This is a genomic window from Rhodovulum sp. MB263 (assembly GCF_002073975.1).
GTDB lineage: Bacteria > Pseudomonadota > Alphaproteobacteria > Rhodobacterales > Rhodobacteraceae > Rhodovulum.
The window spans coordinates 423,114-448,882 of the sequence record NZ_CP020384.1; the positions used below are offsets into that span (position 1 = coordinate 423,114).

At 67.1% G+C, this 25,769-nt stretch carries 24 protein-coding genes and 1 pseudogene; 15 read left to right on the forward strand and 10 right to left on the reverse strand.

Going from position 1 to position 25,769, the window contains the following annotated elements; all coding sequences use genetic code 11:
- The first annotated feature begins 1 nt into the window (after position 1).
- The 9 genes from B5V46_RS02135 to B5V46_RS02175 all read left to right on the forward strand — a co-directional run bounded on the left by B5V46_RS02135 (position 2) and on the right by B5V46_RS02175 (position 8,612).
- Entirely contained in the window at positions 2-997 is a 996-nt protein-coding gene (locus B5V46_RS02135) for a hypothetical protein (protein WP_155773894.1), read from the forward strand.
- Positions 994-1,815, forward strand: a complete 822-nt coding sequence (locus B5V46_RS02140; protein WP_080615060.1) for a hypothetical protein — start codon at positions 994-996, stop codon at positions 1,813-1,815. The genes B5V46_RS02135 and B5V46_RS02140 overlap by 4 nt, the downstream gene beginning before the upstream one ends.
- 46 nt (positions 1,816-1,861) lie before the next feature.
- A complete protein-coding gene (locus tag B5V46_RS02145) occupies positions 1,862-2,638 on the forward strand; it encodes a bifunctional 2-polyprenyl-6-hydroxyphenol methylase/3-demethylubiquinol 3-O-methyltransferase UbiG (RefSeq protein WP_080615061.1) in 777 nt (258 codons plus the stop codon).
- The gene (locus B5V46_RS02150) at positions 2,635-3,639 is read left to right on the forward strand and encodes a hypothetical protein (RefSeq protein WP_080615062.1); all 1,005 of its coding nucleotides are present in this window, start codon (positions 2,635-2,637) and stop codon (positions 3,637-3,639) included. The genes B5V46_RS02145 and B5V46_RS02150 overlap by 4 nt, the downstream gene beginning before the upstream one ends.
- Positions 3,621-4,670: a dehydrogenase gene (locus B5V46_RS02155; RefSeq protein WP_080615063.1), complete on the forward strand. Its 1,050-nt coding sequence runs from the start codon at positions 3,621-3,623 to the stop codon at positions 4,668-4,670. Before B5V46_RS02150 ends, B5V46_RS02155 begins: the two co-directional genes overlap by 19 nt.
- Entirely contained in the window at positions 4,658-5,914 is a 1,257-nt protein-coding gene (locus tag B5V46_RS02160; protein ID WP_080615064.1) for an HAD-IIIA family hydrolase, read from the forward strand. Before B5V46_RS02155 ends, B5V46_RS02160 begins: the two co-directional genes overlap by 13 nt.
- The gene (locus B5V46_RS02165) at positions 5,911-7,143 is read left to right on the forward strand and encodes an AGE family epimerase/isomerase (RefSeq protein WP_080615065.1); all 1,233 of its coding nucleotides are present in this window, start codon (positions 5,911-5,913) and stop codon (positions 7,141-7,143) included. The genes B5V46_RS02160 and B5V46_RS02165 overlap by 4 nt, the downstream gene beginning before the upstream one ends.
- Positions 7,144-7,262: 119 nt before the next feature.
- Positions 7,263-7,883, forward strand: a complete 621-nt coding sequence (locus tag B5V46_RS02170; protein WP_196774317.1) for a bifunctional 2-polyprenyl-6-hydroxyphenol methylase/3-demethylubiquinol 3-O-methyltransferase UbiG — start codon at positions 7,263-7,265, stop codon at positions 7,881-7,883.
- Between the two features lie 36 nt (positions 7,884-7,919).
- Positions 7,920-8,612 carry an FkbM family methyltransferase gene (locus B5V46_RS02175; RefSeq protein ID WP_080615067.1) on the forward strand — a complete coding sequence of 231 codons (693 nt, stop codon included), beginning with the start codon at positions 7,920-7,922 and terminating at the stop codon, positions 8,610-8,612.
- A gap of 53 nt (positions 8,613-8,665) precedes the next feature.
- Here the strand turns inward: B5V46_RS02175 and B5V46_RS20765 are convergent.
- From B5V46_RS20765 to B5V46_RS20115, 4 genes and pseudogenes are all read right to left on the reverse strand, one after another.
- Positions 8,666-9,082, reverse strand: a pseudogene (locus B5V46_RS20765) (carbamoyltransferase C-terminal domain-containing protein); the annotation flags it as partial.
- A gap of 391 nt (positions 9,083-9,473) precedes the next feature.
- Entirely contained in the window at positions 9,474-10,046 is a 573-nt protein-coding gene (locus B5V46_RS02190; RefSeq protein WP_080615069.1) for a hypothetical protein, read from the reverse strand.
- 44 nt (positions 10,047-10,090) lie between these two features.
- Positions 10,091-10,342, reverse strand: a complete 252-nt coding sequence (locus B5V46_RS02195) for a hypothetical protein (protein WP_080615070.1) — start codon at positions 10,340-10,342, stop codon at positions 10,091-10,093.
- A gap of 174 nt (positions 10,343-10,516) precedes the next feature.
- Positions 10,517-11,047 (reverse strand): hypothetical protein, encoded by a 531-nt coding sequence (locus tag B5V46_RS20115; protein ID WP_196774318.1) that lies wholly within the window; start codon positions 11,045-11,047, stop codon positions 10,517-10,519.
- Here B5V46_RS20115 and B5V46_RS02200 point away from each other — a divergent pair.
- From B5V46_RS02200 to B5V46_RS02225, 6 genes are all read left to right on the forward strand, one after another.
- Positions 11,018-11,434 (forward strand): FeoA family protein, encoded by a 417-nt coding sequence (locus tag B5V46_RS02200; RefSeq protein WP_080617915.1) that lies wholly within the window; start codon positions 11,018-11,020, stop codon positions 11,432-11,434. The two genes, B5V46_RS20115 and B5V46_RS02200, sit on opposite strands and share 30 nt — an antisense overlap.
- 1 nt (position 11,435) lies before the next feature.
- On the forward strand, positions 11,436-11,669 hold the full coding sequence (locus tag B5V46_RS02205) for a FeoA domain-containing protein (RefSeq protein ID WP_080615071.1): 234 nt from the start codon (positions 11,436-11,438) through the stop codon (positions 11,667-11,669).
- Positions 11,666-13,984, forward strand: a complete 2,319-nt coding sequence (gene feoB, locus B5V46_RS02210) for a Fe(2+) transporter permease subunit FeoB (protein ID WP_080615072.1) — start codon at positions 11,666-11,668, stop codon at positions 13,982-13,984. Before B5V46_RS02205 ends, feoB begins: the two co-directional genes overlap by 4 nt.
- An 11-nt stretch (positions 13,985-13,995) precedes the next feature.
- Entirely contained in the window at positions 13,996-14,265 is a 270-nt protein-coding gene (locus B5V46_RS02215) for a FeoC-like transcriptional regulator (RefSeq protein ID WP_080615073.1), read from the forward strand.
- 223 nt (positions 14,266-14,488) lie between these two features.
- Entirely contained in the window at positions 14,489-17,101 is a 2,613-nt protein-coding gene (locus B5V46_RS02220; RefSeq protein ID WP_080615074.1) for a Plug domain-containing protein, read from the forward strand.
- A complete protein-coding gene (locus B5V46_RS02225; protein WP_080615075.1) occupies positions 17,076-18,185 on the forward strand; it encodes a cytochrome-c peroxidase in 1,110 nt (369 codons plus the stop codon). Before B5V46_RS02220 ends, B5V46_RS02225 begins: the two co-directional genes overlap by 26 nt.
- Before the next feature lie 60 nt (positions 18,186-18,245).
- Here the strand turns inward: B5V46_RS02225 and B5V46_RS02230 are convergent, their stop codons facing one another.
- From B5V46_RS02230 to B5V46_RS02255, 6 genes are all read right to left on the reverse strand, one after another.
- A complete protein-coding gene (locus B5V46_RS02230) occupies positions 18,246-19,307 on the reverse strand; it encodes a glycine betaine/L-proline ABC transporter ATP-binding protein (RefSeq protein WP_080615076.1) in 1,062 nt (353 codons plus the stop codon).
- 10 nt (positions 19,308-19,317) lie between these two features.
- On the reverse strand, positions 19,318-20,352 hold the full coding sequence (locus tag B5V46_RS02235; RefSeq protein ID WP_080615077.1) for a proline/glycine betaine ABC transporter permease: 1,035 nt from the start codon (positions 20,350-20,352) through the stop codon (positions 19,318-19,320).
- A 102-nt stretch (positions 20,353-20,454) separates the two neighbouring features.
- Positions 20,455-21,426: an ABC transporter substrate-binding protein gene (locus B5V46_RS02240; RefSeq protein WP_080615078.1), complete on the reverse strand. Its 972-nt coding sequence runs from the start codon at positions 21,424-21,426 to the stop codon at positions 20,455-20,457.
- A 637-nt stretch (positions 21,427-22,063) separates the two neighbouring features.
- Entirely contained in the window at positions 22,064-23,314 is a 1,251-nt protein-coding gene (locus B5V46_RS02245; RefSeq protein WP_080615079.1) for a TRAP transporter large permease, read from the reverse strand.
- Positions 23,311-23,814 carry a TRAP transporter small permease gene (locus B5V46_RS02250; RefSeq protein WP_231119200.1) on the reverse strand — a complete coding sequence of 168 codons (504 nt, stop codon included), beginning with the start codon at positions 23,812-23,814 and terminating at the stop codon, positions 23,311-23,313. The genes B5V46_RS02245 and B5V46_RS02250 overlap by 4 nt, the downstream gene beginning before the upstream one ends.
- 1 nt (position 23,815) lies before the next feature.
- Entirely contained in the window at positions 23,816-24,811 is a 996-nt protein-coding gene (locus B5V46_RS02255; RefSeq protein WP_155773896.1) for a TRAP transporter substrate-binding protein, read from the reverse strand.
- Positions 24,812-25,769: the final 958 nt, after the last annotated feature.

The window sequence follows — 25,769 nt, forward strand, 5'->3', positions numbered from 1 at the left end:
AATGACCCGACGCATGATCCTGCATATCGGCCGATACGAGACCGGGACTACCGGGCTTCGGCTTTGCCCTGAAAACCGCAGGGCAGGGTTGTCCGGGGCAGGGGGCTGCAATCCGGTGGCGGGGTACGGTCGATCGGCGGGAAACAGGCGTGCGCAGGCAGGACAGCGCGATCCGGCGCGCCGCCTGAACGGCCCGCGCGGGCAGCTTCGCCAGAAGCTCGCGGCGCTGCGTCCCGCCTTTCGGGACGGGGTCGCGGAGGCGCATGCCCTGATCCTCAGCAGCGAGGGGTTTCGGACTGTCCCGCATCCGGACCTGCGTGCCGGCGGGGCTGACGGGGTCGGGATCGAGACGATCTGTTCCCGGCGCGAGGACCTGACCAATCTGGCCCATCTGGCCCGGTCCGATGCCCGGACCGTCAAGGCCAGCGCGCTTTCCAGCGATTTCTCCGATCCCGAAAGCCATTCCGCCTTCGACATTGCCGTCTTCGTCGCGCGGGGGAAGGCCAATTCCCGTCGCTCGGCCCGGGGCCCTTGCGACCGCGGCCGCCCGATCGACGGTGACGTGATCGCGGATTTCATCGCCATTGCGGACTTGCCGCTGGCGCCCGGCCTGCCGGCCATGGACCCGAGCCTGTCGGTTTCGGAAACCCTTCCGGCATTCAGGCTGATCGCGAACATGCCTGCGCCGGACCAAGATGTGCCGATGCTGGCCCTGCCGCAGGCCCCTGCGCGTCGTCGCGGCCGGATCGATCCGGATCGGGACAGGACAGAGCGGCCGCGGCGCAAAACCTCCCGGAACCGGGTCCTGCGCGACATGTTCGGCGCGGGTCGCGAAATCGGGCCGGAAACAGATAGCCGCATCCTCGATCCGGCCGGTTTCGAACGGGGCCTGACCACGATCCCGGCGGAGTTCTCCGGCTTCACCGGGAGTGTGGGCCATCCGCCTGTCCCGGCCTCGGCCCGCGGGGCGGCGCTTTCGGAAGGATGCGAGGCATGATCCTGAACAGACGCCGAAAAGCCGCCTTTGCCGCCGATGCCGTTGTCCAGGCCGCGCCGGTCGTCCTGGTGCATTACCACGTCTACAAGAATGCGGGCACCAGCGTCGATCTTGCGATCCGTAATGCCGTCGGTGACGGGAATTTCATCGAGCTGGACAAGGATCGGCGGTTTTGCAGGGCGCCCGCCTTCAACGCGGCGCTGGTCCGGCAGGTGCTGCGCGCCCATCCCGGCATGCGCGGCTTTTCCTGCCATACCTTCGTGCCGACCGTGCACAGATGTGCCGGGATCACGGCCCTGCCCATCGTGTTCCTGCGCCATCCGCTGTTGCGGCTGGCCTCGGTCTACCGCTTCGAGGCGATCTCGAAGGCGCACAGGGACACGCCGGTCGGGAAAATGGCACGAAGCGTGGGCTTCCCCGAATGGCTTGCGGGCTTCATCGGCATGTATAACGGCAAGAACTACCAGACCTGCGTCCTGTCGATGGCGGAAGACGGCAGCCACAGCCCCTTCACCAACGATCATCCCCGCCATATCGGCGATATCCGTGTCGCGACCGAGCGGCTCGACGAGATCGACTCCCTGACCGGGGTCGGCATCGTCGAGGATTTCGAGGCCTCGGCCGCCCGGATCGAGGCGAATGTCGCGCGCCATGTCCCCGGTTTCCGGCTGTCCGGTGCCTTGGCCAACCAGACCCGGCCGGTCGAGGACTGGCGAGAGGAACTGGCCGCGCTCGAACGTTCGCTTCCGGCCGATCTGCTGGCCCGCACGGTGATGGCCAACGCCTCGGATTACGCCCTTTACGACCGCTACCGCTGAGACCCTCCGCAACGCCTTCGGGCGCCAACCGGGAAGGTGAGATCACATGACGAACCTGTCTCATACCCTTTCAGCCGAGATCGCCGACCGGCTGAAGGATGACGTTCTCTACATCGCGACCGATCGCAGCATCGAAGCGACCGAGGCCTTCTGCGCCGCGCAGTCGCCCTGGCGGTCGGTGTTCCGGTTTTCGAACGGCGTCACAACCGAGACCTTTCCACAGAACGACCAGGTGCCGAACCCGCGTTGCATGGCCAAGCTGCGGCGCTTCCATGCCCGGGCCGATCTGGCGCGCTTCGCCGGCAAGCGCGTTCTGGATCTGGGGTTCAACGAGGCCTACAACTCTGTCTTCATGGCGAAATATCTCGGCTGCCGGGTCGATGGCGTCGAGTTTCACCAGCAGGCGGTCGAACGCGGCTCGGCCATTGCCGCCTTCTGCGGGGCGCCCTGCAATTTCCGGACGGCCGATGCCAACAGCTTCGTGGCCCACGGAACCTATGACCTCATCCTGCATTGCGGCCTGCTCTATCACCTTCACGATGTCTGGAGCGGGGTCAAAAACACCTGCCTGTCGCTGAAGCCCGGCGGCGAGGTCCTGCTCGAGACCATGACCTATGAGGGGGCCGACAAGTACGACTGCAAGTTCATCAACTGGCACCGCAAGGGAAACGGCAATTTCTGGGCGCTGAGCATCACCACCGTCGAGTACCTGTTCGCTGAATTCGGCTGCGATCTGGTCGAGATGGTGGATTCCTTCGAGATCGGGGTGATCGCCGGAACCGGCATGAAGCGCACCCTGATGTGGTTTCGCAAAGCGCCATGATCCGGCGGCTCGTGCTTCATATCGGTCGCCACAAGACCGGGACCTCGGCGGTGCAGCGCTATCTGGCCGGGCACCGCGCGGCCTATGCCCGAGAGGGCATCGTCGTGCCCGATTTCGGCGGCGACGAGGGGCCCGAGGCCGAACCGGCCGACCGTGCCGCCCATCACAGGATCGCGCTGGACTGCTGCTCCGGCCCCGTGGAGGAGGCCCGGCGCCGCGCCGATGCCGCCGATGGCTGGCGGGCGCGGCTGGCCGGGGCGGCCGAAGGCGGGCATACGCTGGTACTAACCAGCGAGGCGTTCCAGAACTGCTTCGATTTCGCGGCGCTGCGCGTGCTCTGCCGCGACCATTACGTCGAGATGGTCTGCTATCTGCGCGAATATCTCGACTATGCGCTCAGCGCCTATGCCCAGGAGGTCAAGAAGGCCGGCCTGTATTCCGGCTTCTTCGAGTTCGAGCGGGGCTTCAATCCGCAGCTCGGGCGCTTCGTCGCGCGCTGGGAGACATTCGCCAATCGCTGCCACTGGCGGCTTTACGACTGCAGCCGGCTGGCCGAGGGCGACGTGGTGCAGGATTTCCTTGCCACGGCCGGTCTGCCCGATTTCGGCGGCGACCGGTACCAGAGCGAAAACCCCAGGCTGGGCGGAAGCCTTCTGGGCTTCAAGCTGCTGGCCAATGGCGCCGGGCTGCACTCCCTGCGGCTTGCTCGCGCGCTCGAACCGCTGGCCGCCGCCCGGTCCGATTTCCGCGCGCCCTGGCGGGTCGGGGCCGGGCGGCAGGCGCAGCTGCGGGCCGGGCGCGACTATAACGCGACGCTTGAAGGGCTGGTGGGCGAGATCCGGCTGACCGATGCCGCGACCGGGACGCTGCCCTTCGAAAGCCCCGGTTTCGCTGCCGATCTGGGCGCGATCCTTGCCGCGCTCGAGGATTTCCCGGCCCTGCGCGCCCACCCCCTCTTTGCCCTTTATCAGGAGTCCGGGCTGTGTCCGACCGTCCCCTGACCACCCGCGCCCGCGCGCCGCTGCGCCTTGGTCTTGCCGGCGGGGGCACTGACCTGTCGCCTTATTGCGATCTCTATGGCGGGGCGGTTCTGAATGTCACGATCAACCGCTTCGCCTTCGCTTCGATCGAGGCCCGCACCGATGGCCGTATCGCCTTCATCGCCAATGATCTCGGGCTTTCCGAGAGCTACGGGCCCGATGACGACCTGTCCGGGGCGCGGCTTGCGCTTCATCGCGGTGTCTATGAACGGATGGTGGCCGAGTTCAATGGTGGCCGCCGCTTCGGCGCCACGATCCAGACCAATGTCGAGGCGCCGGCGGGGTCGGGGCTCGGATCCTCCTCGGCGCTGGTGGTGGTTCTGGTCGATGCCTTCCGCGCCCATCTCGGGGCGCCGCTCGGCCAGTATGACGTGGCGCATCTGGCCTATGAGATCGAACGCCTCGATCTGGGTCTCGCGGGCGGCAAGCAGGACCAGTACGCCGCGGCCTTCGGGGGCGTGAACTTCATCGAGTTCCTGGCGGGCGACCGGGTGATCGTCAACCCGCTGCGCATTCCTCGCGACATTCTCAACGAGCTGGAAAGCCGTCTGGTGACCTGCTTTTCCGGCGTGTCGCGCCATTCCGCCGATATCATAGAACGCCAGACCGCCAGCGTGCAGAAAGCGGACCGTGCCGCCGTCGAGGCGATGCACAGCCTGAAATCCGACAGCATCCAGATGAAGCGATCGCTGATGACCGGCGATTTCGACGGGCTGGCGGCGATCCTGCACAATTCCTGGTTGGCCAAGAAGGCCACCGCCAAGTCCGTCTCCTCGCCTCATATCGAGGAGATGTTTGCCCATGCGCTGGCCCATGGCGCCGAGGCGGGCAAGGTCTCGGGCGCGGGCGGCGGCGGTTTCATGTTCTTCCTCGTCGATCCGCCGCGCCGTCATGGCCTGATCGCGGCCCTGCGCGAGATCGACGGCGATGCCGCCCCGGTCGTTTTCACCGAGGCCGGCTGTCAGAGCTGGCAGATGCCATGCCGGCGCTGAGCTCGCCCCTGCCGCGCCAGGCGGTGATCCTCTGCGGCGGTCTGGGCACCCGGCTCGGGCCGCTGACCGCGCAATGCCCCAAGCCCCTCCTGCCGGTCGGCGGGATGCCTTTCCTGGCGGTCCTGATCGCCGAGCTGGCGCGGCAGGGGGTCGAGCGGGTGCTGCTGCTGGCGGCCTTCGCGGCCGACCGGATCGAGGCCTTCGCCCGGGACCTGCCCGTCAGCCTGCCCCGCCCGGTCGGGATCGAGGTCGCCCGCGAGGCCCGGCCTGCGGGCACCTCGGGCGCGCTCTGGCAGGCGCGCGACCGTCTGGACGAGCGGTTCCTGATGCTGAACGGCGACAGCTGGTTCGACATCCTTCTGGCCGATCTGGCGGCGGCCCAGGCCGCGCGGCCGGGCCTTCTGGGGGCGCTTGCGCTGCGCCGTGTGGCCGAGGCGGGCCGCTACGGCACCGTCAGGCTCGAGGACGGGCGGCTGAGCGCCTTTGCGCCGCGCGGCGCCGAGACCACCGTTCCCGAAACTAGCCCCGCGCTGATCAATGGCGGCGTCTATTGCTTCTCGCGCGGGATCGTCGCGCATCTGGTCGAGGAGGGCTCGCTCGAGGCCGAGGTGCTGCCGCGCCTTGCGGCCGAGGGGCTGCTGGCCGGGATCGAGCGGGCCGGGTTCTTCCTCGACATCGGCGTGCCGGAGGATTTCGAGGCGGCGCAGCGACTCGTTCCGGCGCAAAGGCGGCGTCCGGCCATCGTCTTCGACCGCGACGGGGTGCTCAATCTCGACCACGGCCATGTCGGCCATCCCGACCGGCTCGACTGGACCGAAGGCGCCATTGCCGCGGTGCGCCGGGTCAACGAGGCGGGCTGGTACGCCTTCGTCGCCACCAACCAGGCAGGCATCGCCAAGGGCTATTATACCGAGGCCGATTACCTGGCGCTTCGCGCGCATATGCATCGCGAGCTGGCGGCGGCGGGCGCCCATATCGATGACGAGCGCCATTGCCCGACCCATCCCGATGGCCGCGTGCCGGCGCTGGCCATGGTCTCGGACCGGCGCAAGCCCGGCCCCGGCATGCTGCTGGAACTGAAGGAGCGCTGGCCCATCGACTGGGCGCGCAGCGCGATGATCGGTGACAAGGACAGCGACATGCAGGCGGCCCGGGCGGCCGGGCTCGAGGGTGTCCTGTTCACCGGCGGCAATCTCGACCGGCTGGTCGAGCGCTTGCTGCGCAGCCGGGGAGGCCCCGTATGATCCCGCCCGTCGAGCCCCCTGCCTTCGAGCTGATCCGCCCCCCCGGGCCGCACGAGACCGGATCCGATCCCGTGGCCGCGCCGCTGGCCGCCTTCCGGCACTGGATCGGGACCCGGGCGCTGCCGTTTCAGGCGCGACGGGTGCGCGATGCGGCCGGGGGCTTTCACGAACGCATCGCGGTGGACGGGCATCCGGTCGCGATGCCGCGCCGGGCCCGGGTCGCGGCGCGCCAGCTTTACGCCTTCTCAAGGCTTGCCGGGGCCGGTCTCGGCGGCGACAGCATCCGGCTGGCCGGACATGCCCGCGACATGCTGCTTGGCGCCCATATCCGGCCAGACGGGCGGATCGCGCCGCTGGCGGGCGGGCCCGAAGGCTACGATCTCTACGATATCGCTTTCTGTCTTTTCGCGCTGGCGGCCGCGCCCGGGGCGGTGCTGCCGCGCATCCGGGCCCGTGCATTCGCGACGCAGATCCTGACCCGGCTCGAAGCCGGCTGGCGGCATCCCGGGGCCGGCTTCGAAGAGGCCATGCCGCGCAGGCTGCCGCTTCGGTCCAATCCGCATATGCATCTTTTCGAGGCCAGTCTCGAATGGCTGGCGACCGGGCCCTGCGATCCGCGTTTCGAGGCGCTGGCCGACGAGATTGCCGGGCTTTGTCTGGCGCGCTTCCTCGATCCCGCGACCGGGGCGCTGCGCGAGCTTTTCGACGGCGACTGGCAGATCGCGCCCGGCGCGGAGAATGCGGTCGAGCCCGGGCATCAATATGAATGGGGCTGGCTCCTGCTGCGCTGGGGCACGCTGCGGGGCCGGGCCGAGGCCCGGGCGGCGGGCTTTGGGCTGATCGATCTGGCCGAGACGCGGGGGCTGAATGCCGACGGACTCGCCGCGAGCCTGCTCGACCCTGCGCTGGCAATGGCGGAGCCGACCGCCCGGCTCTGGCCCCAGACCGAGCGGATCAAGGCCTGGGCCTTGCGGGCGCGTCTGGCCGGGACGCCGGACGCGGCCCGGACGGCGCGGGCGCGGGCCGCCGAGGCCTGCCGGGGCCTGCTGCGCTTTCTCGACCATCCGCTGCCCGGAAGCTGGTGGGAAAACCTCGCCGAAGGCGGCCGCCCGCTTGCGGAACCGGCCCGCACCAGCAGCCTTTACCACATCGTCGGCGCCTTTCTGGAACTCTCCGCCCTTCAGGCAGAGACGGCGCTTGCCTCATGGCAGGCGGACAACCTAAAATAGTATGGTTTTGTACCAGTATGTTCCTTTACGCGAGGCACGCGGCCTGTCGGCCGGATCGCCGCTCTGGCGAAAGCAGGCCTCGCACCGCTCAGGATTTCATCCGCAAGGAGGACGGCGACTTGGACACGACACTTGCCAGCCGCGACCTGTCCGGGCTGTTTGAAGAGGCGGAGGTCGATTACGACTTCTTCACCAAGAAGCAGAACCCGCAAAGCATGGCCTTCATGGCCGAGCTGATGCCGCTGTTCGAGCGGCTCTATCCGACACGCTATCATATCAAGACCCTGCTCGATGTCGGGGCGCGTACCGGCTCGGGAACCGAGTTCCTGGCGACGGTGCTGAGCCCGGACAGCTATTCGCGCCTCAAATGCACCGTGACCGCGCTCGATATCGACCCCCGGATGGCGCGGCTGTGCCGCGCGCTGCGTCCCCAACTCGAATATCTGGTGGCCGATATCTTCGAGATCCACGACCGGCAGTGGGATATCGTGCTCTGCTCGCATTGCCTCGAACATGTGCTCGAGCCCGAGCCGTTCCTGATGCAGCTGCGCCGCCTTGCGCGCGAGCATGTGGTGATCTCGATTCCGTTCCGCGAGGACCCCGAGACCCGGATAAAGCCGCATCTGCACAGTTTCGACGAGACGTTCCTCGAGGCGATCGGGGCCGAGAACGTGACGATCTATGACGGCTTTCACTGGCCGCATTCGCAGATCGCGACATTCTCGGTGCCGCCGCTCTGAGCAAGGGCCGTCGCGGGCTCCGGAAAGGACAGCCCCATGAAGGACGACATCTACAGTTTCGGAAACGGGGTCCGGGTTTTCCGGCGACATGTGCTCGACCACCAGGTCAACCGCTATGTGAAGGCGCAGGCGGGCAATCTGCACGAGCCGGTCGAGGAACACTGGTTCCTGACGCTCCTGGGCGAGATCGCTTCTCCCGACCCGCTGGTCTACGATATCGGCTGCGGCATCGGCTATTACACGCTGCTGCTGCTGCGCGAGCGGCCCGGCGCCGAGGCCGTGGCCCTCGAGCCGCTGCCCGAGCATGCCGCCGCGATCCGCGAGAACCTGGCGCTGAACGGGATCGCGCCCGGCCGGGTGCGGCTGATCGAGGCCGCCGCCGATATGGCCGAGGGCGAGGTCTGCTTCGAGGCGGCCGATTTCTCGTCCCGTGTGGCGGCCGGGGGCGGGCTGCGGGTCGCGGCCCATGACATCGCGGCGCTGCTCGCGGCCGAGGCGCGACCGGTCGATCTGGCCAAGCTCGACGTGCAGGGGGCCGAACTGGCGCTGTTGCGGCGGATCGTCGAGGCCGGGCAGGCCGCGCGTGTGCGACGCTGGATCGTCGGCACCCATGGCGACGATCTCTTCGACGAGTGCCGCGCACTTCTGGCCCGGCACTGGCGCCTTGTGCACAGCGACCCGGCCCCGCCACACCAGCCCGACGGGCTGATCGTGGCGGTGCGGGACTGAGGCGGGGCGCGCGGCCTTGCTTGCGAGGGCAGGGGCATCTCGAGCAGGACATCCCCTGTCGGGACCGCCTCGGGTCCGGTGGTCGCCGACATCCCCAGCGCGTCTTCGACCGACTGCAGGATCGGCTTGCCCATGATGTCGAAGCGGGTCTTCAGCGCCACCGGCATGCCGGCCTCGCGCCCGAAGGCCGCAACCGGATCAGTCATCCAGCGCGCGCTGTCGGGGCCGACCGCATGTCCCCGCCCGGTGCCATCATCATGCACGACGGCGGGCACCCGGTCGCGCATCCCGGGGCGCCAGGGCAGCGTCATCGACATCCAGGGCGAGGGCTGCGGGCATTCGAACCAGTCCGCGGGATCGGCCACGGCTGCGACCGGGGCAAAGGGCCGGTCGGGCCCGCGTCGCTTCCTCTGTGCATTGATCGCGTCCTTCATGCCTGCAGGCCTCGGATCGGCCAGGATCGAGCGGTTGCCAAGCGCGCGACCCGAAGTCGGCCCGGCCGCGCATCACGCCGGGGATGCGGCCTTGCGCCAAAAGTCCCGCCGCCGCCTCGGCCGAGCCCCCGGCGAGATCGCTCAGTACATGGCCCGCCGCGGCGGCGCGGCGAGGACGGCCGAACCGCCGCCGAAGGGAATACGAGGGGGCCCGCAGTGTCATCCATCCAGGCCAGGAGGGCGGCGTCGACGACATTGCCGTCATTGGCCGGGCAGGGCGGCACGAAGACGCTCTCGACCCGGGTTATAGGAGGAGTGCAGCGCGCAGCCGCCCGACAGGATCAAGGCAGGCCCGTCTTTGCCGATGACCTCAGGCATCCTCTCGGGCATCGCCAGATCGGCCGCATCTGCCCCCGGTCCGCCCGGACTATGGGCCAGCGGCGTGACCCGGGCGGTGCGGCCCATGGCCTGGAAGGGGGCCCAATATTCTTGCATGGCCATCGAACCGGAGCAGCGCTGTATCGGGAGCAGGGGGTGCGGCCTTCAACCTGGCGCGGTCCTTGGCCAGCTCTTCGCGGGTGATCTGCTCGGGTGGCATGTCGGTCAGCCGGGTGCCCGCGGCGCTGACCCGGTGGGTGTCGGCCTCGACGATCAGCCCGCGCCGGAAGGTCATCCCCGCCGCCACCTGCTTGCCGCATCCCCCGATCCGGTCGGCATGCGGGTTCTGGCGCTTGTTGGCCTTGGCCAGTGCCGCGGGAACGGAGGTTTCGAGCCCGACGAAGACCTGGCGAAGCACGGCCCGGTTGCACAGCGCCGGCCGGCCGACATCGCGCGCGGCGTCGATCGAGATCTGGGTCGAGAACCGTACCGGGTCGCGCCCCGCGCCGCCGTTCCAGCCGATCAGCGTCTCCGGCAAGTGCCGGTTTCCGGTGAAGGTGTCATCGCTGGGCGAGACCTCGCGATAGGACGGATCGTAAAGCTGGCCAGGCTCGGCTGACATCTTTTCGGGGGCTTGTGGCGCTGCCTGCGGCCGATACAGGTGGATCAGGTTGCAGAAGCTGCGCTCGAAAGACCGGCCCGGCCGGTCTGGACCACGCCCGCTATCGCCCGGTCCTTGGAGTGAAGATCGCAACGGGGCAGGGGCATGGCGGCCATATCGGCCTTGTCGCAGCGGTATTCGGGGTTCAGTTCGTCCGTCACCAGGCCGGCGGCGCAGTCCGGCGCCGGGGTTCCGAACGCGCCGATCCCCCCGGCAATTGGCCCGGCCGAGAAAGATCTCGGGCGCGCGCGGGACATGGGTGGCGCCCGACACCACCGGCAGGCCCCGACGGCGGAAGGCGCGGGCCGGGTCCAGTCCGTGCGCGACCTGGGAGACCTTGACCGACAGCACGACCGGGTCGGCCCCGGCCCCCCGGGCTCGACCTCCTGCACCATCTCGTCACGAAGCCGGATATCGGGTCCACGCGGCAGTCAGGCCGCGACCCAGCCGATCCCGGCGGCGGCTGACAGCGTGAAGGGGGGGCGATACCCGCCATGCTGGTTCTGGCGGGGCGTCGTCGCGGTCCGCGGGGGTGATTCCCGCTCCGCCGGTCCGGGGACGACGGCGGTTCGGGCTGTCGGTTGACCCTTCGGCAGCCGCAGACCGGCTATGTCGGAATGCTGCCTTTTCAGGCTTTTCGGCAGCCGGCTTTTGCGGCATTCCGCCACGGTGTTTCGTCGATTTTCCCGGTTTTCTTGAGAAAATCCCTCAAGAACGGGGTTGTCTTGATGCAGATCAACGAAACGAAACTGGAAGCGCGGAATTCCCGACGATAACACTCGGCTATGCCGCTCGCCGCAGAAAGGTCGCAAGACATGAAGCCAGCCAGATACGACCGGGAAGCCCATGACGACCTGCAATCGGGTGGTCTGCAATCCCCGGACGAGCCCTGCTTCGGAACCGCTTCCGGAGAGGGGGGCGAGGCGCCGCAGATGCATGACCACGGCGATTGCCACGGCCATGGGGCGCGGCAGGGGCATGGCCGGGCCCGGGGGCATGGACACGACCATCCGCATGGCGAATGCCGCCATGCCACCGGCCAGCCCTGTTCCAATCCCAATGGCCGCCCGGAGGATTGCGTGGCCGGGCCCGACGCCTGTCCGCTGGCGCTGGCCGATGAGGGGGTCTGGCTGCGGGTGGTGGCGCTGCGCCCGGGGCGGGGCGTGCATCACCGGCTGATCGATCTCGGTCTGACCGTGGGCGCCAGGGTGCGTATCCTGCAGCGCGGCGGCGGCTGCCCCATGCTGATCGGTCTGGGCGATGCGAGGCTGGCATTGGGACAGGGGCTGGCGGGCAAGATCATGGTCACGCCAGCCAATGAAGATCCGCAAGACGAAAGAGACTTTTGAGATGGACAGCATTCTGCCGACGACCGGGAAGACGGCCCGGGTCAAGGGATATGTGCGCGGCGACCGGGCCGGGCGCGAACGCCTTCTGACCATGGGGCTGACCCCGGGCACCGAACTGACCGTGACGCGGATCGCCCCGATGGGCGATCCGATCGAGATCCGCGTCCGCGGCTTCGCGCTGTCGCTGCGCAAGGATGAATTCGCGCTGCTCACGCTGGAGGCTGTCGACCAATGAGTTCGTTCACCATCGCCACCGCAGGCAACCCGAACTGCGGCAAGACCACCCTTTTCAACGCCCTGACCGGGTCGCGCCAGCGCGTCGGTAACTGGGCGGGCGTCACCGTCGACCGCAAGGAGGGCGTCTTCACCCACAAGGGCGCCGAGGTCACCGTGGTCGACCTGCCCGGCACCTATTCGCTGGGCAGCATCTCCGAGACCGGGCTCGATGAGTCGATTGCCCGAGATTATATCCTGTCGGGCGAGCCCGATCTGGTGATCAACATCGTCGATGCCTCGAATCTCGAGCGCAACCTCTACCTGACCGCGCAGCTGGTCGAGATGCGGGTGCCGACGATCATCGCGCTGAACATGATGGACATGGCCGAGGAGAACGGCCTGAGGATCGACCCGGCGGCGCTGGCCAAGCGGCTGGGCTGCCCGGTGGTGCCGCTGGTCGCCGCCCGCAAGAAGGGCGTCGAGGCGCTGAAGGACGCCATCGTCGCCGCCGCCGCCGCCCCCGAGCCGCCGACGGCCACCGTCACCCATCCCCCCGCGGTCGAGGAGGCGCTGACCGGACTTGTCCCCGCGACCGCGCCGGTCGCGACCGACAAGGGCGTCGATCCGCGCTGGCTGGCGGTCAAGCTGCTGGACGGCGATGCCGCGGCGCTGGCCATGGTGCCGCCCGCGCTGGCGGCCGAGGCCGAGGCGGCGCGGCTGAAGGTCGAGGACCTGCTCGACGAGGACATGGACATCCTGCTGGCCGATTCCCGCTACGGTTTCGCCAACGGGCTGGCGCGCAGCGCGGTGCGCCGCACCAGCCGGATCTCGCGCAGCCTCTCGGACCGGATCGACAGCGTGGTGCTGAACCGGGTGCTGGGCATTCCGATCTTCCTCTTGATCATGTATGTGATGTTCCTCTTCGCGATCAATTTCGCGAGCGCGTTCATCGACTTCTTCGACATTCTGGCGGGCACGCTGCTGGTCGACTGGCCGTCCGAGGTGATGGCGGATATCGGCGCGCCGGCCTGGGCCATCGCGGTGCTGCCGGGCGGGGTCGGGGCCGGTATCCAGACCGTCGCGACCTTCATTCCGGTGATCGGCTTCCTGTTCCTGTTCCTGACCTTCCTCGAGGATTCGGGCTACATGGCGCGGGCCGCCTTCGTGATGGACCGCTCGATGCGCGCCATCGGCCTTCCGGGCAAGTCCTTCATCCCGATGATCCTGGGCTTCGGCTGCACCGTTCCTGCGGTGATGGCCACGCGCACGCTCGACAACCGGCGCGACCGGATCATGACGGTGATGATGGCGCCCTTCATGTCCTGCGGCGCCCGGCTGCCGGTCTATGCCCTTTTCGCAGCGGCCTTCTTCCCCGTGGGCGGGCAGAACATCGTCTTCCTGCTTTACGTCATCGGCATCCTCGCCGCGATCCTGACCGGGCTGGTGCTGAAGAACACGCTTCTGCGCGGGGCGACCTCGCCGCTGATCATGGAGCTGCCGCCCTATCACATCCCGACCGTGAAATCGGTGCTGCGCACCAGCTGGGACCGGCTGAAGGCGTTCCTGTTCAAGGCCGGCAAGATGATCGTCGCGGTCGTCGTTGTGCTGGGCTTCCTGAACTCGCTGGGGACCGACGGCTCCTTCGGCAACGAGGATACCGACGCCTCGGTCCTGTCCTCGATCGGCCGTGGCATCACGCCCGTGGTCGAGCCCATGGGCCTGCATGAAGAGAACTGGCCCGCCACGGTGGGGCTCTTCACCGGGATCTTCGCCAAGGAGGCCGTCGTCGGTACGCTGAACGCGCTTTACGGCCAGATGGCCGATGACGGGGACGGCGCCGACGAACCGTTCAGCGTGATGGCCGGGATCGGCGAGGCGCTGGCCTCGATCCCCGCCAATATCGCCGATGCCGCCGGAAGCCTTGCCGACCCGCTGGGCCTGAATATCGGCGATGTCGAAGATCAGGCGCTCGCGGCCGAAGAACAGGGCGTGGCGACGGGCATCTTCGGCGAAATGGCGGCGCGCTTCGACGGCACTGCCGGGGCGCTGGCCTATCTGCTGGTGATCCTGCTCTATGCGCCCTGCGTTGCGGCAACGAGCGCGATCTGGCGCGAGACCGGCACCAGGTGGACGCTGTTCGCGCTGTCCTGGACCACGGGCCTTGCCTATGGCACCGGCGTCATCACCTACCAGTCGAGCCGGCTGGCCACCCATCCGGCCGAGGCCTCGGCCTGGATTATCGGCATCCTCGCGATCTTCGTGGCGGTGCTGGTGGCGATGCGGATCGCCTCGACCCCCCGGGGCCCGGGCGATGCCGCGGCACGGACCGCCTGAGGAGGCTGAAAATGGTACTTTCCGACATTCGCAGCTACTGCGCCGAGACCGGAAAGGTCTCGCTGCAGGAACTGGCGAACCGTTTCGATACCGATCCCGAGGCGATCCGGGGCATGGTCGAGGTGCTGGTTCAGAAGGGCATGCTGCGCTGCCTGACCGAGGCGCCTGAAGGCGGTTGCGGCAAGGGGTGCTGCGGCTGTTCCAAGAGCTGCGCGCCGCTCGCGGGGATGAGCGACGCGGTCTATCAGTGGGTCGGTCGGTCGCGTCGTCCGCTGCACTGACGGTCCGCTTTCCATAGCCCAGACGAAAGTGCAGGCAAAAGTGACGTGGGGTCCTTTTCAAAAGGGCCGCACGTTTAGTTGATAATTTTAATAAGGAAATATAAGCGGAGGGCGCGAGTCGCCCACACCCTGGTGCGCGGCATCGCAGCAGCCAGCGTTTCGCCAGCCCTGAGACCAGAAGGAGGGACCGCCCGGAGCGGTCCCGTTTGGGGGAAAGAAACGGATGACTGCAAAAACCACCCGGCCCGTATTGCGGGCCGGCGCTGCATTGCTATCGCTGGCCGGGCTGCCTGCGGTGGCCTCGGCCGAAGATGCTTTCACGCTCGACCCGGTCACGCTGGCCGAAACCGAGGAGACCGGGACCGAGATCGCGACCGGCGACCCGAATGACAGCGGCCGCACCGCGCTGGGCAAGGGCTCGGTCGAGGTGCGCGGCGACGGATCGGGCGATGCCAATACCGCGCTGACCAGCCTGCCCAACGTGCAGTACCGCAACGATACCGACACCGATGCAGGCGAGAACGGCGACGACATCCTCGATCTCAAGCCGCTGGAGTTCTCGATCTCGGGCGGGCGCGTGACCGAGAACAACATCATGCTGAACGGCATCGGCATCAATTCGGTCACCGGCAACGAAAGCCCTTACAGCTCGACCGAGCTGAGCCGAGAGGATTCCGCGCCAAATATGTATGCCTTCTACGGGCTGCATTCGCAGACCCAGTTCGTGCCCTCCGCGATGGTCGAAAGCGTCGAGGTCTACGATTCGAACGTTTCGGCCGAATATGGCGGCTTTCAGGGCGGCGTCGTCGATTACAAGCTGGCCGAAGCCTCGACCCGCCGCGCCTCGGGCAAGCTGAGCTTCCGGTTCCAGAGCGACGATCTGGTCCGTTATCATCTGGGCACCGACAGCGGCGACAATCCGAACGGAACCGCCAAGCCCGATTTCACCAAGCGCGAGATCTCGCTGCTTCTGAACCAGCCGCTTGGCGAGAATACCGCGCTGATCTTCGGCTTCGGGCGCCGCGATGCCCAGACCAGCAAGGACAAGCACCCGCAATATCTGTCGGGGCGGGCCGATAATGACAGCCGCAGCGATTTCTGGCGTCTGGGCCTTGCGCATGACTTCGACAATGGCGACCGGCTCGAGCTGAACGGCTACCTGACCGATTACAACCAGGACTGGGATTCGCCCTATTCCGACGATCTGCATATCGACGTCAAGACCCGCAGCCTGTCGACCGACCTGGCCTATACCCGTCATCTGGGCGCCTTCGATCTGGGCCCTGCGGCACTGTCCAACGTGACGCTGAAGCTGACCGCGCTGCATCAGGACAACGAGGCCAGCAACGTCACCGAGCAGAACGAGTTCTACAGCTGGTACGGGTCCTATTTCAGCGAAAAGAGGGGGACATCCTTTTATACGGATGCCTTCGACGACTGGTGCGACACCCCGAAAGCGGCGCGATCGGCCGAGGATTACTATGGCTGCAGAAAGGGCGGCTATGGCAGCCGCTATTACTCGGATCTGCGCAACCGTCTGGGCATGCTTGTCACCGGCGATGTCTGGCGCGGCAGCTTCAAGCTTGGCGCCCATGTCGAACGCATCGAGGCGGATCGGAGCGGCGACGGTTTCGTGTCCTATACCGGGCCGGTTATGCACCTCGGCGGCCCCGACTACATCTGCCCCGCGGGCGACCCGGCCTGTCTGCCGGACCAGTATCTGAAGAATCTCCATATCCAGAAACCCTATGACATCAAGGTCGACGCGAATGTCGCCGAGGCCTTCTTCGAACTCGATCAGCGCTTCGGCGATTTCGACCTGCGTGCCGGGGCCCGTTTCAGCTATGACGACGTGCTGGAAAATGCCGTTCTGGCACCGCGGCTGTCGCTTGGCTGGCAGCCGTCGCCCGATTTCTCGGTCGTCCTCGGCGCGAACCGCTATTACAGCGACGATTACATGGCCTATGCCATCCATGACGCGCTGCCCCGGGGCGTGCGCTATCGGCGCGACCATGACGACACCACGGGCGAGGTCGGCGACTGGGAGTTCATCACGGATTTCGGCAGCTATTCCTACAACCAGAGCGGGCTGAAGACACCCTATGTCGACGAGGCCTCGCTGAGCTTCCTTTACCGCGATGCCTGGACCGGCGGTGCCTGGCGGCTGAAGCTGATCGACCGACAGGGCAAGGACCAGTTCGCCCGGTCCTCGGACAGCACGAAATTCAAGAACAGCCTGACCAATGACGGCACCAATGAATACCAGTCGGTTTCGCTGGAATATCAGCGCGATTGGAAGACGCGGCGGGGCGCGCTTGACGGGGTGTCCTTCTATGCCTCGGGGGTCTGGGCCCGGCGCGAGAGCTCGAACAACACCTATTTCGGCGATCTCGGCGAGGTCGATGATTTCATCTGGTATGATGGCAAATCCTATACCGGTGCCGAATTCGGCGCGGTGACCGGCAATCTCGACATTCCGATCCGGACCACGGTCGAGCTGAATTCCAGCTGGAAGAACGGGCGCTATGCGCTGGGGATTGGGGCGGATGTGGCCTTCGGCTATACCGCTGCGCTCGATACCGACAAGGATGGCACCTTCGAGAACCCCGAATACGGGTCGCAGCGGCATGACATCTACGAGGATTACGAATTCGACGCCGCCGTCTCGACCTTCCTCACCGCCCGGGTCCGGATGGCGCGGCTGCGTTCGGGCAATCTCGATCTGAACATCAAGGTGGCAAACCTCTTCGACGATATCGGCAACCGGCGGGCCACCGACAAGAACCCCTGGATGGCGGGGAGGAGCCTCTATGTCGGCACGACCTATAGCTGGTAAGGTCCTGCGGCTGGGGCTTTGCCTCGCGGCGGCGGGGCTGGCGCTGGCGGTCATGACGGCGCCGCTGCGGCTTGGCCCCGAGGATCTGCGCGCCGCCTATGCCGGTCCGCCCGAGACCTGGCCCCTGCCCGAGATCGACCCGGGCGTCGATTATGTCGAGTTGGCCCCCCGCGCCCTGCCGTCCCTGCCCCAGCCGGGCAGCCCGGCTGCGGCGCGGCGGGCGCTGGGCGCGGCGCTCTTTGTCGATCCGGGGCTCTCGGCCTCGGGCCAGATCGCCTGCGAAAGCTGCCATAACCGTCGCCTCGGCTGGGGCGACGGGCTGCCCCGCTCGAAAGGTCATGACCGGCAGGAGGGGCCGCGCAATGCCCCCGCGCTGCATGTTGCGGGCGCGGGGTTGCCGCTGTTCTGGGACGGCCGCGCAGGCACCCTCGAGGCGCAGGCGCTGGGCCCGCTGTCCAACCCGCTCGAGATGGCCAATGACGATCTCGGCGCCATCGCGCCGCGGCTGGCGGGCCGGGGCGGTTATGCCCCGATGTTTCGCGCCGCCTTCGGCTCGGAAGAGGTGACGCTGGAGCGGATCGTGGCCGCACTGGCCGAGTTCCAGAAATATCTCGACCGGCCCACCCGGCTTGACCGGTTCCTGTCGGGCGACCGCCGCGCGCTCAGCGATCTCGAGCTGCGCGGGCTGCATCTGTTCCGCACCCGGGCGCGCTGTGCCAACTGCCATTTCGGGCCGCTGCTCAGCGACGGCGAATTCCACGATCTGGGACTGTCCTATCTCGGCCGCAAGTTCGAGGATCTGGGCCGCTACTCCGTCACCGGTCAGCCCGACGATGCGGGCCGGTTCCGGACCCCGAGCCTGCGCCATGTCTCGGATACCGGGCCCTACATGCATAACGGGCTGTTCCCGCATCTGCCCGGGCTGATTCGGCTTTATGCCATCGGCGGCGGCCGCTCGGCGCGGCTGCCCGCCGATCCGGATGCGGTCGAGGCCGGCGCCGCGACCGCCTCGCCGCTGCTCAGGCGGCTCGATCTGACCGAAAGGGATGTCGAGGCGCTGGCAGCCTTCCTCGGCGCGGTCTGAGCGCCGCGGCCGGGTCGTACCGCGCCGCGCCCGCCTGTCATCGGGCGGACGCGGCGGTTCTCAGCTGGCGCGGGCGCGGACGCCCGCATCTGTGGCTGCGGTCGGTACCAGCGCCCGGACCAGATCCTTGACCGACAGGATGCCCACCTGCTGCCCGCGGCGCATCACCCGGTAGGACAGCGCCGTGTCGCCGCCCGACAGCGCGATCACCGATTCCAGATTGTCATCGGCATCGACCTCGCCCGCGAGCCCCGGTTGCGGCGCCTCGCTGCGTCGCATCACCGAGCGCACCCGCAGCACCCGGGCGCGGTTGATGTCGGAGATGAAGTCGATGATGTAGGGATCGTTCGGATGCATCAGGATCTCCTGCGGCTCGCCCTGTTGCACGATCTCGCCATCCTTCAGGATCACCAGATGATCGGCCAGCTTCAGCGCCTCGTCGAGATCGTGGGTGATGAAGACCACGGTCTTGTGCAGCTCGGCCTGCAGCTCCAGCAACAGATCCTGCATGTCGGTCCGGATCAGCGGATCGAGCGCCGAGAAGGCCTCGTCCATCAGCATGATATCGGCATTCGAGGTCAGCGCGCGGGCGATGCCCACCCGCTGCTGCATGCCGCCCGAGAGCTGGTGCGGGAACTGGTTGTCCTGCCCTTCGAGCCCGACCCGGTTCAGCCATTGCCGCGCCTCGTCCTCCCAGGCCGAGCGGGGCTGGCCCCGCACCGCCAGCGGCGTGCCGGCATTCTCGAGAACGGTATGGTGCGGCAGAAGCGCGAATTTCTGGAACACCATCGACATCCGCACGCGGCGCAGCTCGCGCAGGCTGGGTTCGTCATAGGCCAGCACGTCCTCGCCATCGACGATGACCTCGCCCGCCGTGGGCTCGATCAGCCGGTTCAGGTGGCGGATCAGGGTCGACTTGCCAGAGCCCGACAGCCCCATGATCACCGTCACCTCGCCGGCCCGCATGTCGACATTGATGTCCCTCAGGCCCAGCACATGGTGATGGGTCTCCAGCAACTCGGCCTTGTCCATCCCGGACCGGGCCATCGGCAGAACCGATTGCGGGTCGGCGCCGAAGATCTTGTAGAGGCGGCGGATCGCGATCTTGATATCGTCACTCATCGAACGGCCCTCACTGTTTCTGTGCCGCGTTGACGCGGGCGAGCGCGGCCTTGGTGACGCGGTCGAGCATCACCGCGAGCAGCACGATCCCGAGCCCCGAGACCAGACCCACGCCCAGTTCGAGATTGCGGATGCCGCGCAGCACCAGCACGCCCAGACCCGGTGCCGAGACCATCGAGGCGATCACGACCATGGCGAGGCTCATCATGATGGTCTGGTTGACGCCGGCCATGATATTGGGCAGCGCCAGCGGGATCTGCACCCCCCAGAGCTTCTGGCGTTTGGTCATGCCGAAGGCGTCGGCGGCCTCGATCACTTCCTTGTCCACCAGCCGGATGCCGAGATTGGTCAGCCGGACCACCGGCACGATGGCGTAGACGATCACCGCGATGCCATAAAGCTTGGGCTCGGTCACCGAGAACAGGAAGATCAGCGGGATCAGGTAGACGAAGGGCGGCAGCGTCTGCAGCATGTCGAGGATCGGGATCGCGATCCGCTGGAAATTGTCGCTTCGGGACATGGCGATGCCGATGGGCACCCCCACCAGCACGCAGATGAAGGCACAGACGAAGATGATCGCCAGCGTCTGCATCGCGTAGTCGTAATGGTTGATGAAGGCCAGGAAGCCGATGCAGGCGGCCACGAAGGCCACCAGCCCCCAGGACCGCGCGACCAGGCGCACGACCAAGAGGATCAGCGGGATCATGATCCACCAGGGCGAGGTCTGGAACAGCCACAGCGCGCCTTCGAGCGCCCAGCTCAGCGGCTGGGTCAGCGGGTCGAGCACGACGCTGAGCCCGTCCTTGATCGACAGGAAGCCGGTCTCGAGCCCCTTGGTCAGCTCGCGGGCCTGCGGAAAGGCCGGACAGGCGTCGTTCAGCGCGTCCATCGAGGGAAAGGGCAGGTCCCAGAGCGAGGTGGCTGGCTGGGCCGATCCGCGGGCCTGGCCCAGCAGGTCTGCCATCGACATCGGCGCCGAGGATGCGCCGCCGTCGCACCAGTCGCGCAGGCCGAGCCCGTCGAATATGAAATCATAGCTTGCCATATGGTAAGGTCTCCTTGGCCGGACCGCAGGGCGGCCCGTCGCGAAACGGCAGGACGGGCCCGCAAGGCACAGGCCCGTCCGACAGAAAGCTGCCCGTCAGGGTCAGCGGTTCAGCAGCGCCGACAGCTTCTCGCGCGCGGCGTCGTTGATCCAGGTCGACCAGACATCGGTATGCTGGGTCAGGTAATGCACAGCCCCTTCCTCGGCCGAGGCGTTGTTCTCGTCCATCCAGGCGATGACGGCGCTCATGTCGTCGACATCGAAGCTGACCTTGCTCAGCATCTCCGCGATCTCGGGTTCGCGGTCGGCGAAATCGGCGGTGACGACGGTCAGCACCGGTGCGGCCGGGAAGTCCGAGACCTTGGGATCGGGGTTGTTCGGGTTCTGGTTCGCCTCATGCGCGGCCTCGTCGATGCCGCCGAGATCGACCTTCACCATGTTGTACTTGCCCAGCACGGCGGTCGGCGCCCAGTAATAGCCGAACCAGGGTTCCTTCTTCTCATAGGCCGAGGCCATCGAGGTCGCCAGCGTCTCGCCCGAGCCATGGTTGAAGACCTTGAAGCCATGGCCTTCCAGGTCGAAGGCCGGGATCAGGTTGTCGTTCACGACCCGGCAGCCCCAGCCGTCGGGACAGTTGTTGAAGGTGCCGCCGACCCATTCGGGATGCGCCAGAACGCCCTCGATGGTCTTCAGCTCGGGATGTTCCTCGGCGAGGTAGTCGGGGATCCACCAGCCCTCGACCCCACCGGGATTGAGCGCCTTGCCCAGCCGTTTGACATTGCCCTGGGCCTCGAGCTTCGTATAGGCCTCGCCGGCCGAGTTCAGCCACAGTTCGGATACGGTGTCGGGCTCGCCATTCTCGGCAATCGATGTCAGGGCCGGGATGGTGTCGGAGGGGACGACCGTCACGCTGCATCCATAGCCCTGTTCCATCAGGAATTTCTCGACATTGGTCACGACGGCGGACGAGGCCCAGTTCATCTCTGCGATCGAGACCTCGCCGCAGTCGGCCTTGGCCATGGCGGGAACGGCAAGGGCGGCAAGGATGGCGGCAATTGCGGTTGCTCGTGTCATCGGGTGCTCCGTCTTGGTAGGTGAAAATAATCTGCCGCCGGCAGGCCCGAGCGATCGGGCAGGGCGGTTGCAGGGGTGCGATGGGGGCCGGACCGGCCGCAGAGGGCGCCGCACGGCGACAGACCGCCACCGGCAGGCAAGGCCGATCCCGGGAGGGACGGCATTCTTCTGTAAATCAAATATCGCAACGGACCCCGGGTGTATGGGAAAACCGGCATTTTGCCAACAGAAGAATGCCATTTGCGACAAATGCTGTCGCTTTCGGGCAATTCTTCCGCGCCCGTCCGCCTCGGTCCTCCATGCGCGGCCGGGCGGATTGCGGCGATTTTGCCCGACCCGTCCGCCCTCCGTTTTTCCGGTCTTCCGGGCCTGATCCGGCCTGATCGTGCGGATGCTCCGAAGCGGTCGCGCGGCCTTCCGGTTTCGCCGGGGGCGACCTTCACAGATCGGCGCCTGTCCTGTCGCGCTCCGGACGCGGGCGCTTGTTTTACGATATTTCACAATGGGGTGCGCCGGGGCTCTATCCGCCCTGCGCGCTACGGGGTAGTCCCGTCTTGCAGAGAAGGGGCGCCAGGTGCCTTGGCCCGCGCCGGGCCTGAGACGGTTGCGGCGGGCCTGAGCCCGCCGCCGGCCGGTCTCAGCCCACGAGCACCGGCAGATAGGTCACAAGCAGCAGGACTGCGACCAGCACGGCCAGATAGGGCAGCACGGCCTTCGCGATACGCTCGAGCCCCTGCCCGGTGACCGATGAGGCGACATAGAGGTTGATCGCGACCGGGGGCGTGATCATCCCGATGGCGAGGCCGACGACGAGGATCACCCCGAAATGGACCGCGTCCACGCCCATCTGAAGCGCCAGCGGCAACAGCAGGGGCGTCAGGATGATCAGCGCCGAGGCGGTCTCGATGAAGACGCCGGTGACGAGGATCAGGACCAGCATCATCGCCAGAACCACCATCGGACTGTCCGAGACAGACAGCACCAGCGCCCCGATCTGCGCGGGCACCTGCCAGTTCGACAGGGCCCAGCTGAGCGCGGCCGAGGCCGAGATCACGAACATGATGACGGCGGTCGTCACGCCCGAGCGGACCATCAGCCGGTAGATGTCCTTCAGCCCCATGTCGCGATAGACGAAGAGCGAGACGAGGATCGCGTAATTGACCGCGATGACCGCCGCCTCGGAGGGGGTGAAGATGCCCGAGAAGATGCCGCCAAGGATGATGACCGGCGTCATAAGCCCCCAGAAGGCCGAGACGAAGCTGCGCCGGATGGTGTTCAGCGAAAACGGTGCGCCCTTGGGATAGGCCCGCCGGTGGCCCTGCACCAGCGCGACGATCATGAGCCCGGCCCCCATGGCGATGCCGGGCAGGACGCCGCTCAGAAACAGCTCCGAGACCGATTCCTGCGCGATCACCGCATAGATGATCATCGGCACCGAGGGCGGGATCACCACGCCGATGGTGCCGCCCGCCGCGATCAGGCTGGCGGCCGAGGCCGGGTCATAGCCCTTGCGGGTGAGTTCGGGTACGAGCGTCGAGCTGACCGCCGCCGTCGTCGCCGCCCCCGAGCCCGAGATCGCGGCGAAGAACATCGCCGCCAGCACCGAGACGATGGAAAGGCCGCCTTTCAGGAAGCCGATCAGCGCATCGGCCAGCGCCACCAGCCGGGCGCTGACCTTGCCCTCGGCCATGATGTCGCCTGCGAGGATGAACATCGGCACTGCGACCAGCGCGAAGGAATTGATGCCCGAGAACATCTGCTGCGGCAGCACCAGCAGCGGCACGCCGCCGGCCTGCATCGCGACCATGGTCGCGCCGCCGATTGCCAGCGCGACCGGCAGGCCGAGGATCAGGAGAAGGAAAAACAGGCCGAAGAGAAGCAGGCTCATTCCACCGGCTCCCCGGCATCGGGGCGCGCGCCTGTCAGCAAAAGACGCATCAGATCGGTTGCCGCCAGCCAGGCCATCAGCCCCGCGCTGACCGGCACGATGGCGTAGACATAGCTCATGGGCAGCCGCAGCGCGGCCGATTTCTGGAAGCTCTGCATCGTCATGTAGGTCTGGCCGACCCAGGCCAGGCTGATCAGGAAGGCCACCGCGATGACCAGCGCCAGCGCGGTGGCCAGCTTCTGCGCCCGGTCGGGCAGGCGTTCGATCAGTACGCCGACGGCAATGTGGCGATGCCGCTGCCAGGCGAGTGCAGCGCCCAGAAAGGTCAGCCCGATCAAGAGGAAGCGTGCGACCTCCTCGGTCCAGCCGACCGCGGTGAAGGCCACCCGCGAGACGATCTGCAAGGTGATGACGCCGATCAGCGCCGCCATGCCCGCCGCGATCACGGGGGCGAGGATGGCGCCGATCGCGCGGTCGATCCGGCCGAGGAAGTTCAGCACGTCAGTTCAGTTCCGCCTGGATCCGGGTCAGGATGTCGCCGAATTTCTTGCCGTATTTCTCGTAGACCGGCGCCACGGCCTGCTGGAAGGCGGCGAGGTCGGGGCTTTCATTCACCTCCATCCCGGCGGCCTTCAGCTCGGCAAGCTGCTCGGCCTCGGTTTCGGCGTTGAAGGCGCGCTCGGCCGCGGCCGCGTCGCGCGCCGATTGCAGCACGATCTCCTGCGCCGCCCCGGGCAGTTTCGACCAGGCCGGCATGCCCATCACGAAGATCGCGGGCGCATAGGTGTGCCGGGTCAGGGTCATGTATGTCTGGGTCTCGTTCAGCTTGAAGGAATAGACCACGTTGATCGGGTTTTCCTGGCCGTCGATGGTGCCCTGCTGCATCGCCGTCAGCGCCTCGGTCCAGGCCATCGGAATGGCATTGGCGCCCAGCGCCCGGAAGCTGTCGGTATAGACCGGGTTCTCCATCACCCGGATGCGCAGCCCGTCGAGATCGGCCGGCGTCGCCACCGGGCGCTTTGAGTTCGTGAGGTTGCGGAAGCCGCGCTCGGCATAGGCGAGGCCCTTGAGATTGACATCGGCCAGCCGGTCCAGAAGCTCCTGCCCGATCTCGCCGTCGAGCACCCTGTAGGCGGCCTCGTCCGAGGGGAACAGGAAGGGCAGTTCGAACACCGCCATTTCCTCGACGAAATTGGCGACCGGCCCGTTGGTGATCAGCCCCATGTCGACGCTGCCGATCTGCATGCCTTCGAGCAGGGTGCGCTCGTCGCCCAGCGTGGCATTGGGTACGATCTCGACCGAGATCTTGCCGTCGCTGCGTTCGGCGACGAGATCGCGGAAGGCCACGGCAGCCACCTGATAGGCGTCCTGCTCGTTCACCACATGGGCCAGCCGCAGGGTGACGGGCTTCATGCCGTCGAGATCGGCGGCCAGGGCGGCGGGGCCGCCAAGCGTCAGCGCGGCAGCCGCGGCGGACAGGAACGAACGTCTCAGCATCGGGGGTGTCTCCTTCTGGATCAGCGGCCGGACCTTCGTTGATGTTGCGAGATGCGTCAATATAACATGGTGTAAATTGCGGCGAACGGGTCCGATGAGACAGAAACCCGGTCGTCAGGGCGACCGGATCCCGCCCGTTCGGCCACGGAACGCCGTTCCGGGCGGGTCCTGTTCCGATTTTCGGGACAACAGCCGGACAAGCCGCCGACCGGTCCCTGTCGCCCGATCCAGGTCGACCCGTGCCCTGGCCGGGGGCAATGTCCCTGACCGGGGCTGGGTCTGGCGGGGCGCCGGGTCCGAGAAGACAACCGCGTGACGCGGGCCGGAGCGCGCGGATCCTGTTGCGCCCGTGCGGCATCGGCCATGCAGGGGTCCGATGCCCTTCCCGCATTGGTCCGACAGGGGCCGCCCGCCGCGCCTGTCACGCCGCGCCCGTCACGAAGCTCCCGGAGCGCGCGCCCTCCCGGGGGCGGCCCGGCGCCGAATTCGCCCCGCAAGGGCCCCGGTTGCGAGCAAGCGATTCGGCTGGTCCTGCCAAAGAAGGCCGATGCCGGTGGTCATTCGGGGGATAAACGGCGCCGGAAGCAGATCTTCGCAAATTGCATGGCAGGTTTCTTCCGAAGATTGTGGCCACTCCATGCAGAATGCCCCGACTTCGCCACAGGTGGAAACAAATCGTAACCCGTGCGGCGTCCAGATCGCGAGGGGTTGCAGAACGCAACGTCACAGGATGCATTTTGCAATTAAGGCTTTGCACGGGATTTTCCAATTGCGGCGAATCCGTGGCCTCCCCGGACAGGATCCTGGGGCTTCATGACAGCTTCGGGCATGCGCCGTGACGTCACCGACCGCCCTGCGGAAAAAGTGCGGCGCATTCGAATTGAAATTCTCTCAACCTGCCTCCGGTCTCCGGATTCGGCTTACCCAGCGTCATGTGCCAGGTCTTACCGGACGAGGA

What these genes read in the sequence shown, in the direction of transcription:
- B5V46_RS02135 (WP_155773894.1), top strand. Translation starts at nt 2, where the DNA reads ATGACCCGACGCATGATCCTGCATATCGGCCGATACGAGACCGGGACT.
- B5V46_RS02140 (WP_080615060.1), top strand. Translation starts at nt 994, where the DNA reads ATGATCCTGAACAGACGCCGAAAAGCCGCCTTTGCCGCCGATGCCGTT.
- B5V46_RS02145 (WP_080615061.1), top strand. Translation starts at nt 1,862, where the DNA reads ATGACGAACCTGTCTCATACCCTTTCAGCCGAGATCGCCGACCGGCTG.
- B5V46_RS02150 (WP_080615062.1), top strand. Translation starts at nt 2,635, where the DNA reads ATGATCCGGCGGCTCGTGCTTCATATCGGTCGCCACAAGACCGGGACC.
- B5V46_RS02160 (WP_080615064.1), top strand. Translation starts at nt 4,658, where the DNA reads ATGCCGGCGCTGAGCTCGCCCCTGCCGCGCCAGGCGGTGATCCTCTGC.
- B5V46_RS02165 (WP_080615065.1), top strand. Translation starts at nt 5,911, where the DNA reads ATGATCCCGCCCGTCGAGCCCCCTGCCTTCGAGCTGATCCGCCCCCCC.
- B5V46_RS02175 (WP_080615067.1), top strand. Translation starts at nt 7,920, where the DNA reads ATGAAGGACGACATCTACAGTTTCGGAAACGGGGTCCGGGTTTTCCGG.
- B5V46_RS02190 (WP_080615069.1), bottom strand. Translation starts at nt 10,046, where the DNA reads ATGTCAGCCGAGCCTGGCCAGCTTTACGATCCGTCCTATCGCGAGGTC.
- B5V46_RS02195 (WP_080615070.1), bottom strand. Translation starts at nt 10,342, where the DNA reads ATGTCCCGCGCGCGCCCGAGATCTTTCTCGGCCGGGCCAATTGCCGGG.
- B5V46_RS02200 (WP_080617915.1), top strand. Translation starts at nt 11,018, where the DNA reads ATGCATGACCACGGCGATTGCCACGGCCATGGGGCGCGGCAGGGGCAT.
- B5V46_RS20115 (WP_196774318.1), bottom strand. Translation starts at nt 11,047, where the DNA reads ATGGCCGTGGCAATCGCCGTGGTCATGCATCTGCGGCGCCTCGCCCCC.
- B5V46_RS02205 (WP_080615071.1), top strand. Translation starts at nt 11,436, where the DNA reads ATGGACAGCATTCTGCCGACGACCGGGAAGACGGCCCGGGTCAAGGGA.
- feoB (WP_080615072.1), top strand. Translation starts at nt 11,666, where the DNA reads ATGAGTTCGTTCACCATCGCCACCGCAGGCAACCCGAACTGCGGCAAG.
- B5V46_RS02215 (WP_080615073.1), top strand. Translation starts at nt 13,996, where the DNA reads ATGGTACTTTCCGACATTCGCAGCTACTGCGCCGAGACCGGAAAGGTC.
- B5V46_RS02220 (WP_080615074.1), top strand. Translation starts at nt 14,489, where the DNA reads ATGACTGCAAAAACCACCCGGCCCGTATTGCGGGCCGGCGCTGCATTG.
- B5V46_RS02225 (WP_080615075.1), top strand. Translation starts at nt 17,076, where the DNA reads ATGTCGGCACGACCTATAGCTGGTAAGGTCCTGCGGCTGGGGCTTTGC.
- B5V46_RS02230 (WP_080615076.1), bottom strand. Translation starts at nt 19,307, where the DNA reads ATGAGTGACGATATCAAGATCGCGATCCGCCGCCTCTACAAGATCTTC.
- B5V46_RS02235 (WP_080615077.1), bottom strand. Translation starts at nt 20,352, where the DNA reads ATGGCAAGCTATGATTTCATATTCGACGGGCTCGGCCTGCGCGACTGG.
- B5V46_RS02240 (WP_080615078.1), bottom strand. Translation starts at nt 21,426, where the DNA reads ATGACACGAGCAACCGCAATTGCCGCCATCCTTGCCGCCCTTGCCGTT.
- B5V46_RS02245 (WP_080615079.1), bottom strand. Translation starts at nt 23,314, where the DNA reads ATGAGCCTGCTTCTCTTCGGCCTGTTTTTCCTTCTCCTGATCCTCGGC.
- B5V46_RS02255 (WP_155773896.1), bottom strand. Translation starts at nt 24,811, where the DNA reads ATGCTGAGACGTTCGTTCCTGTCCGCCGCGGCTGCCGCGCTGACGCTT.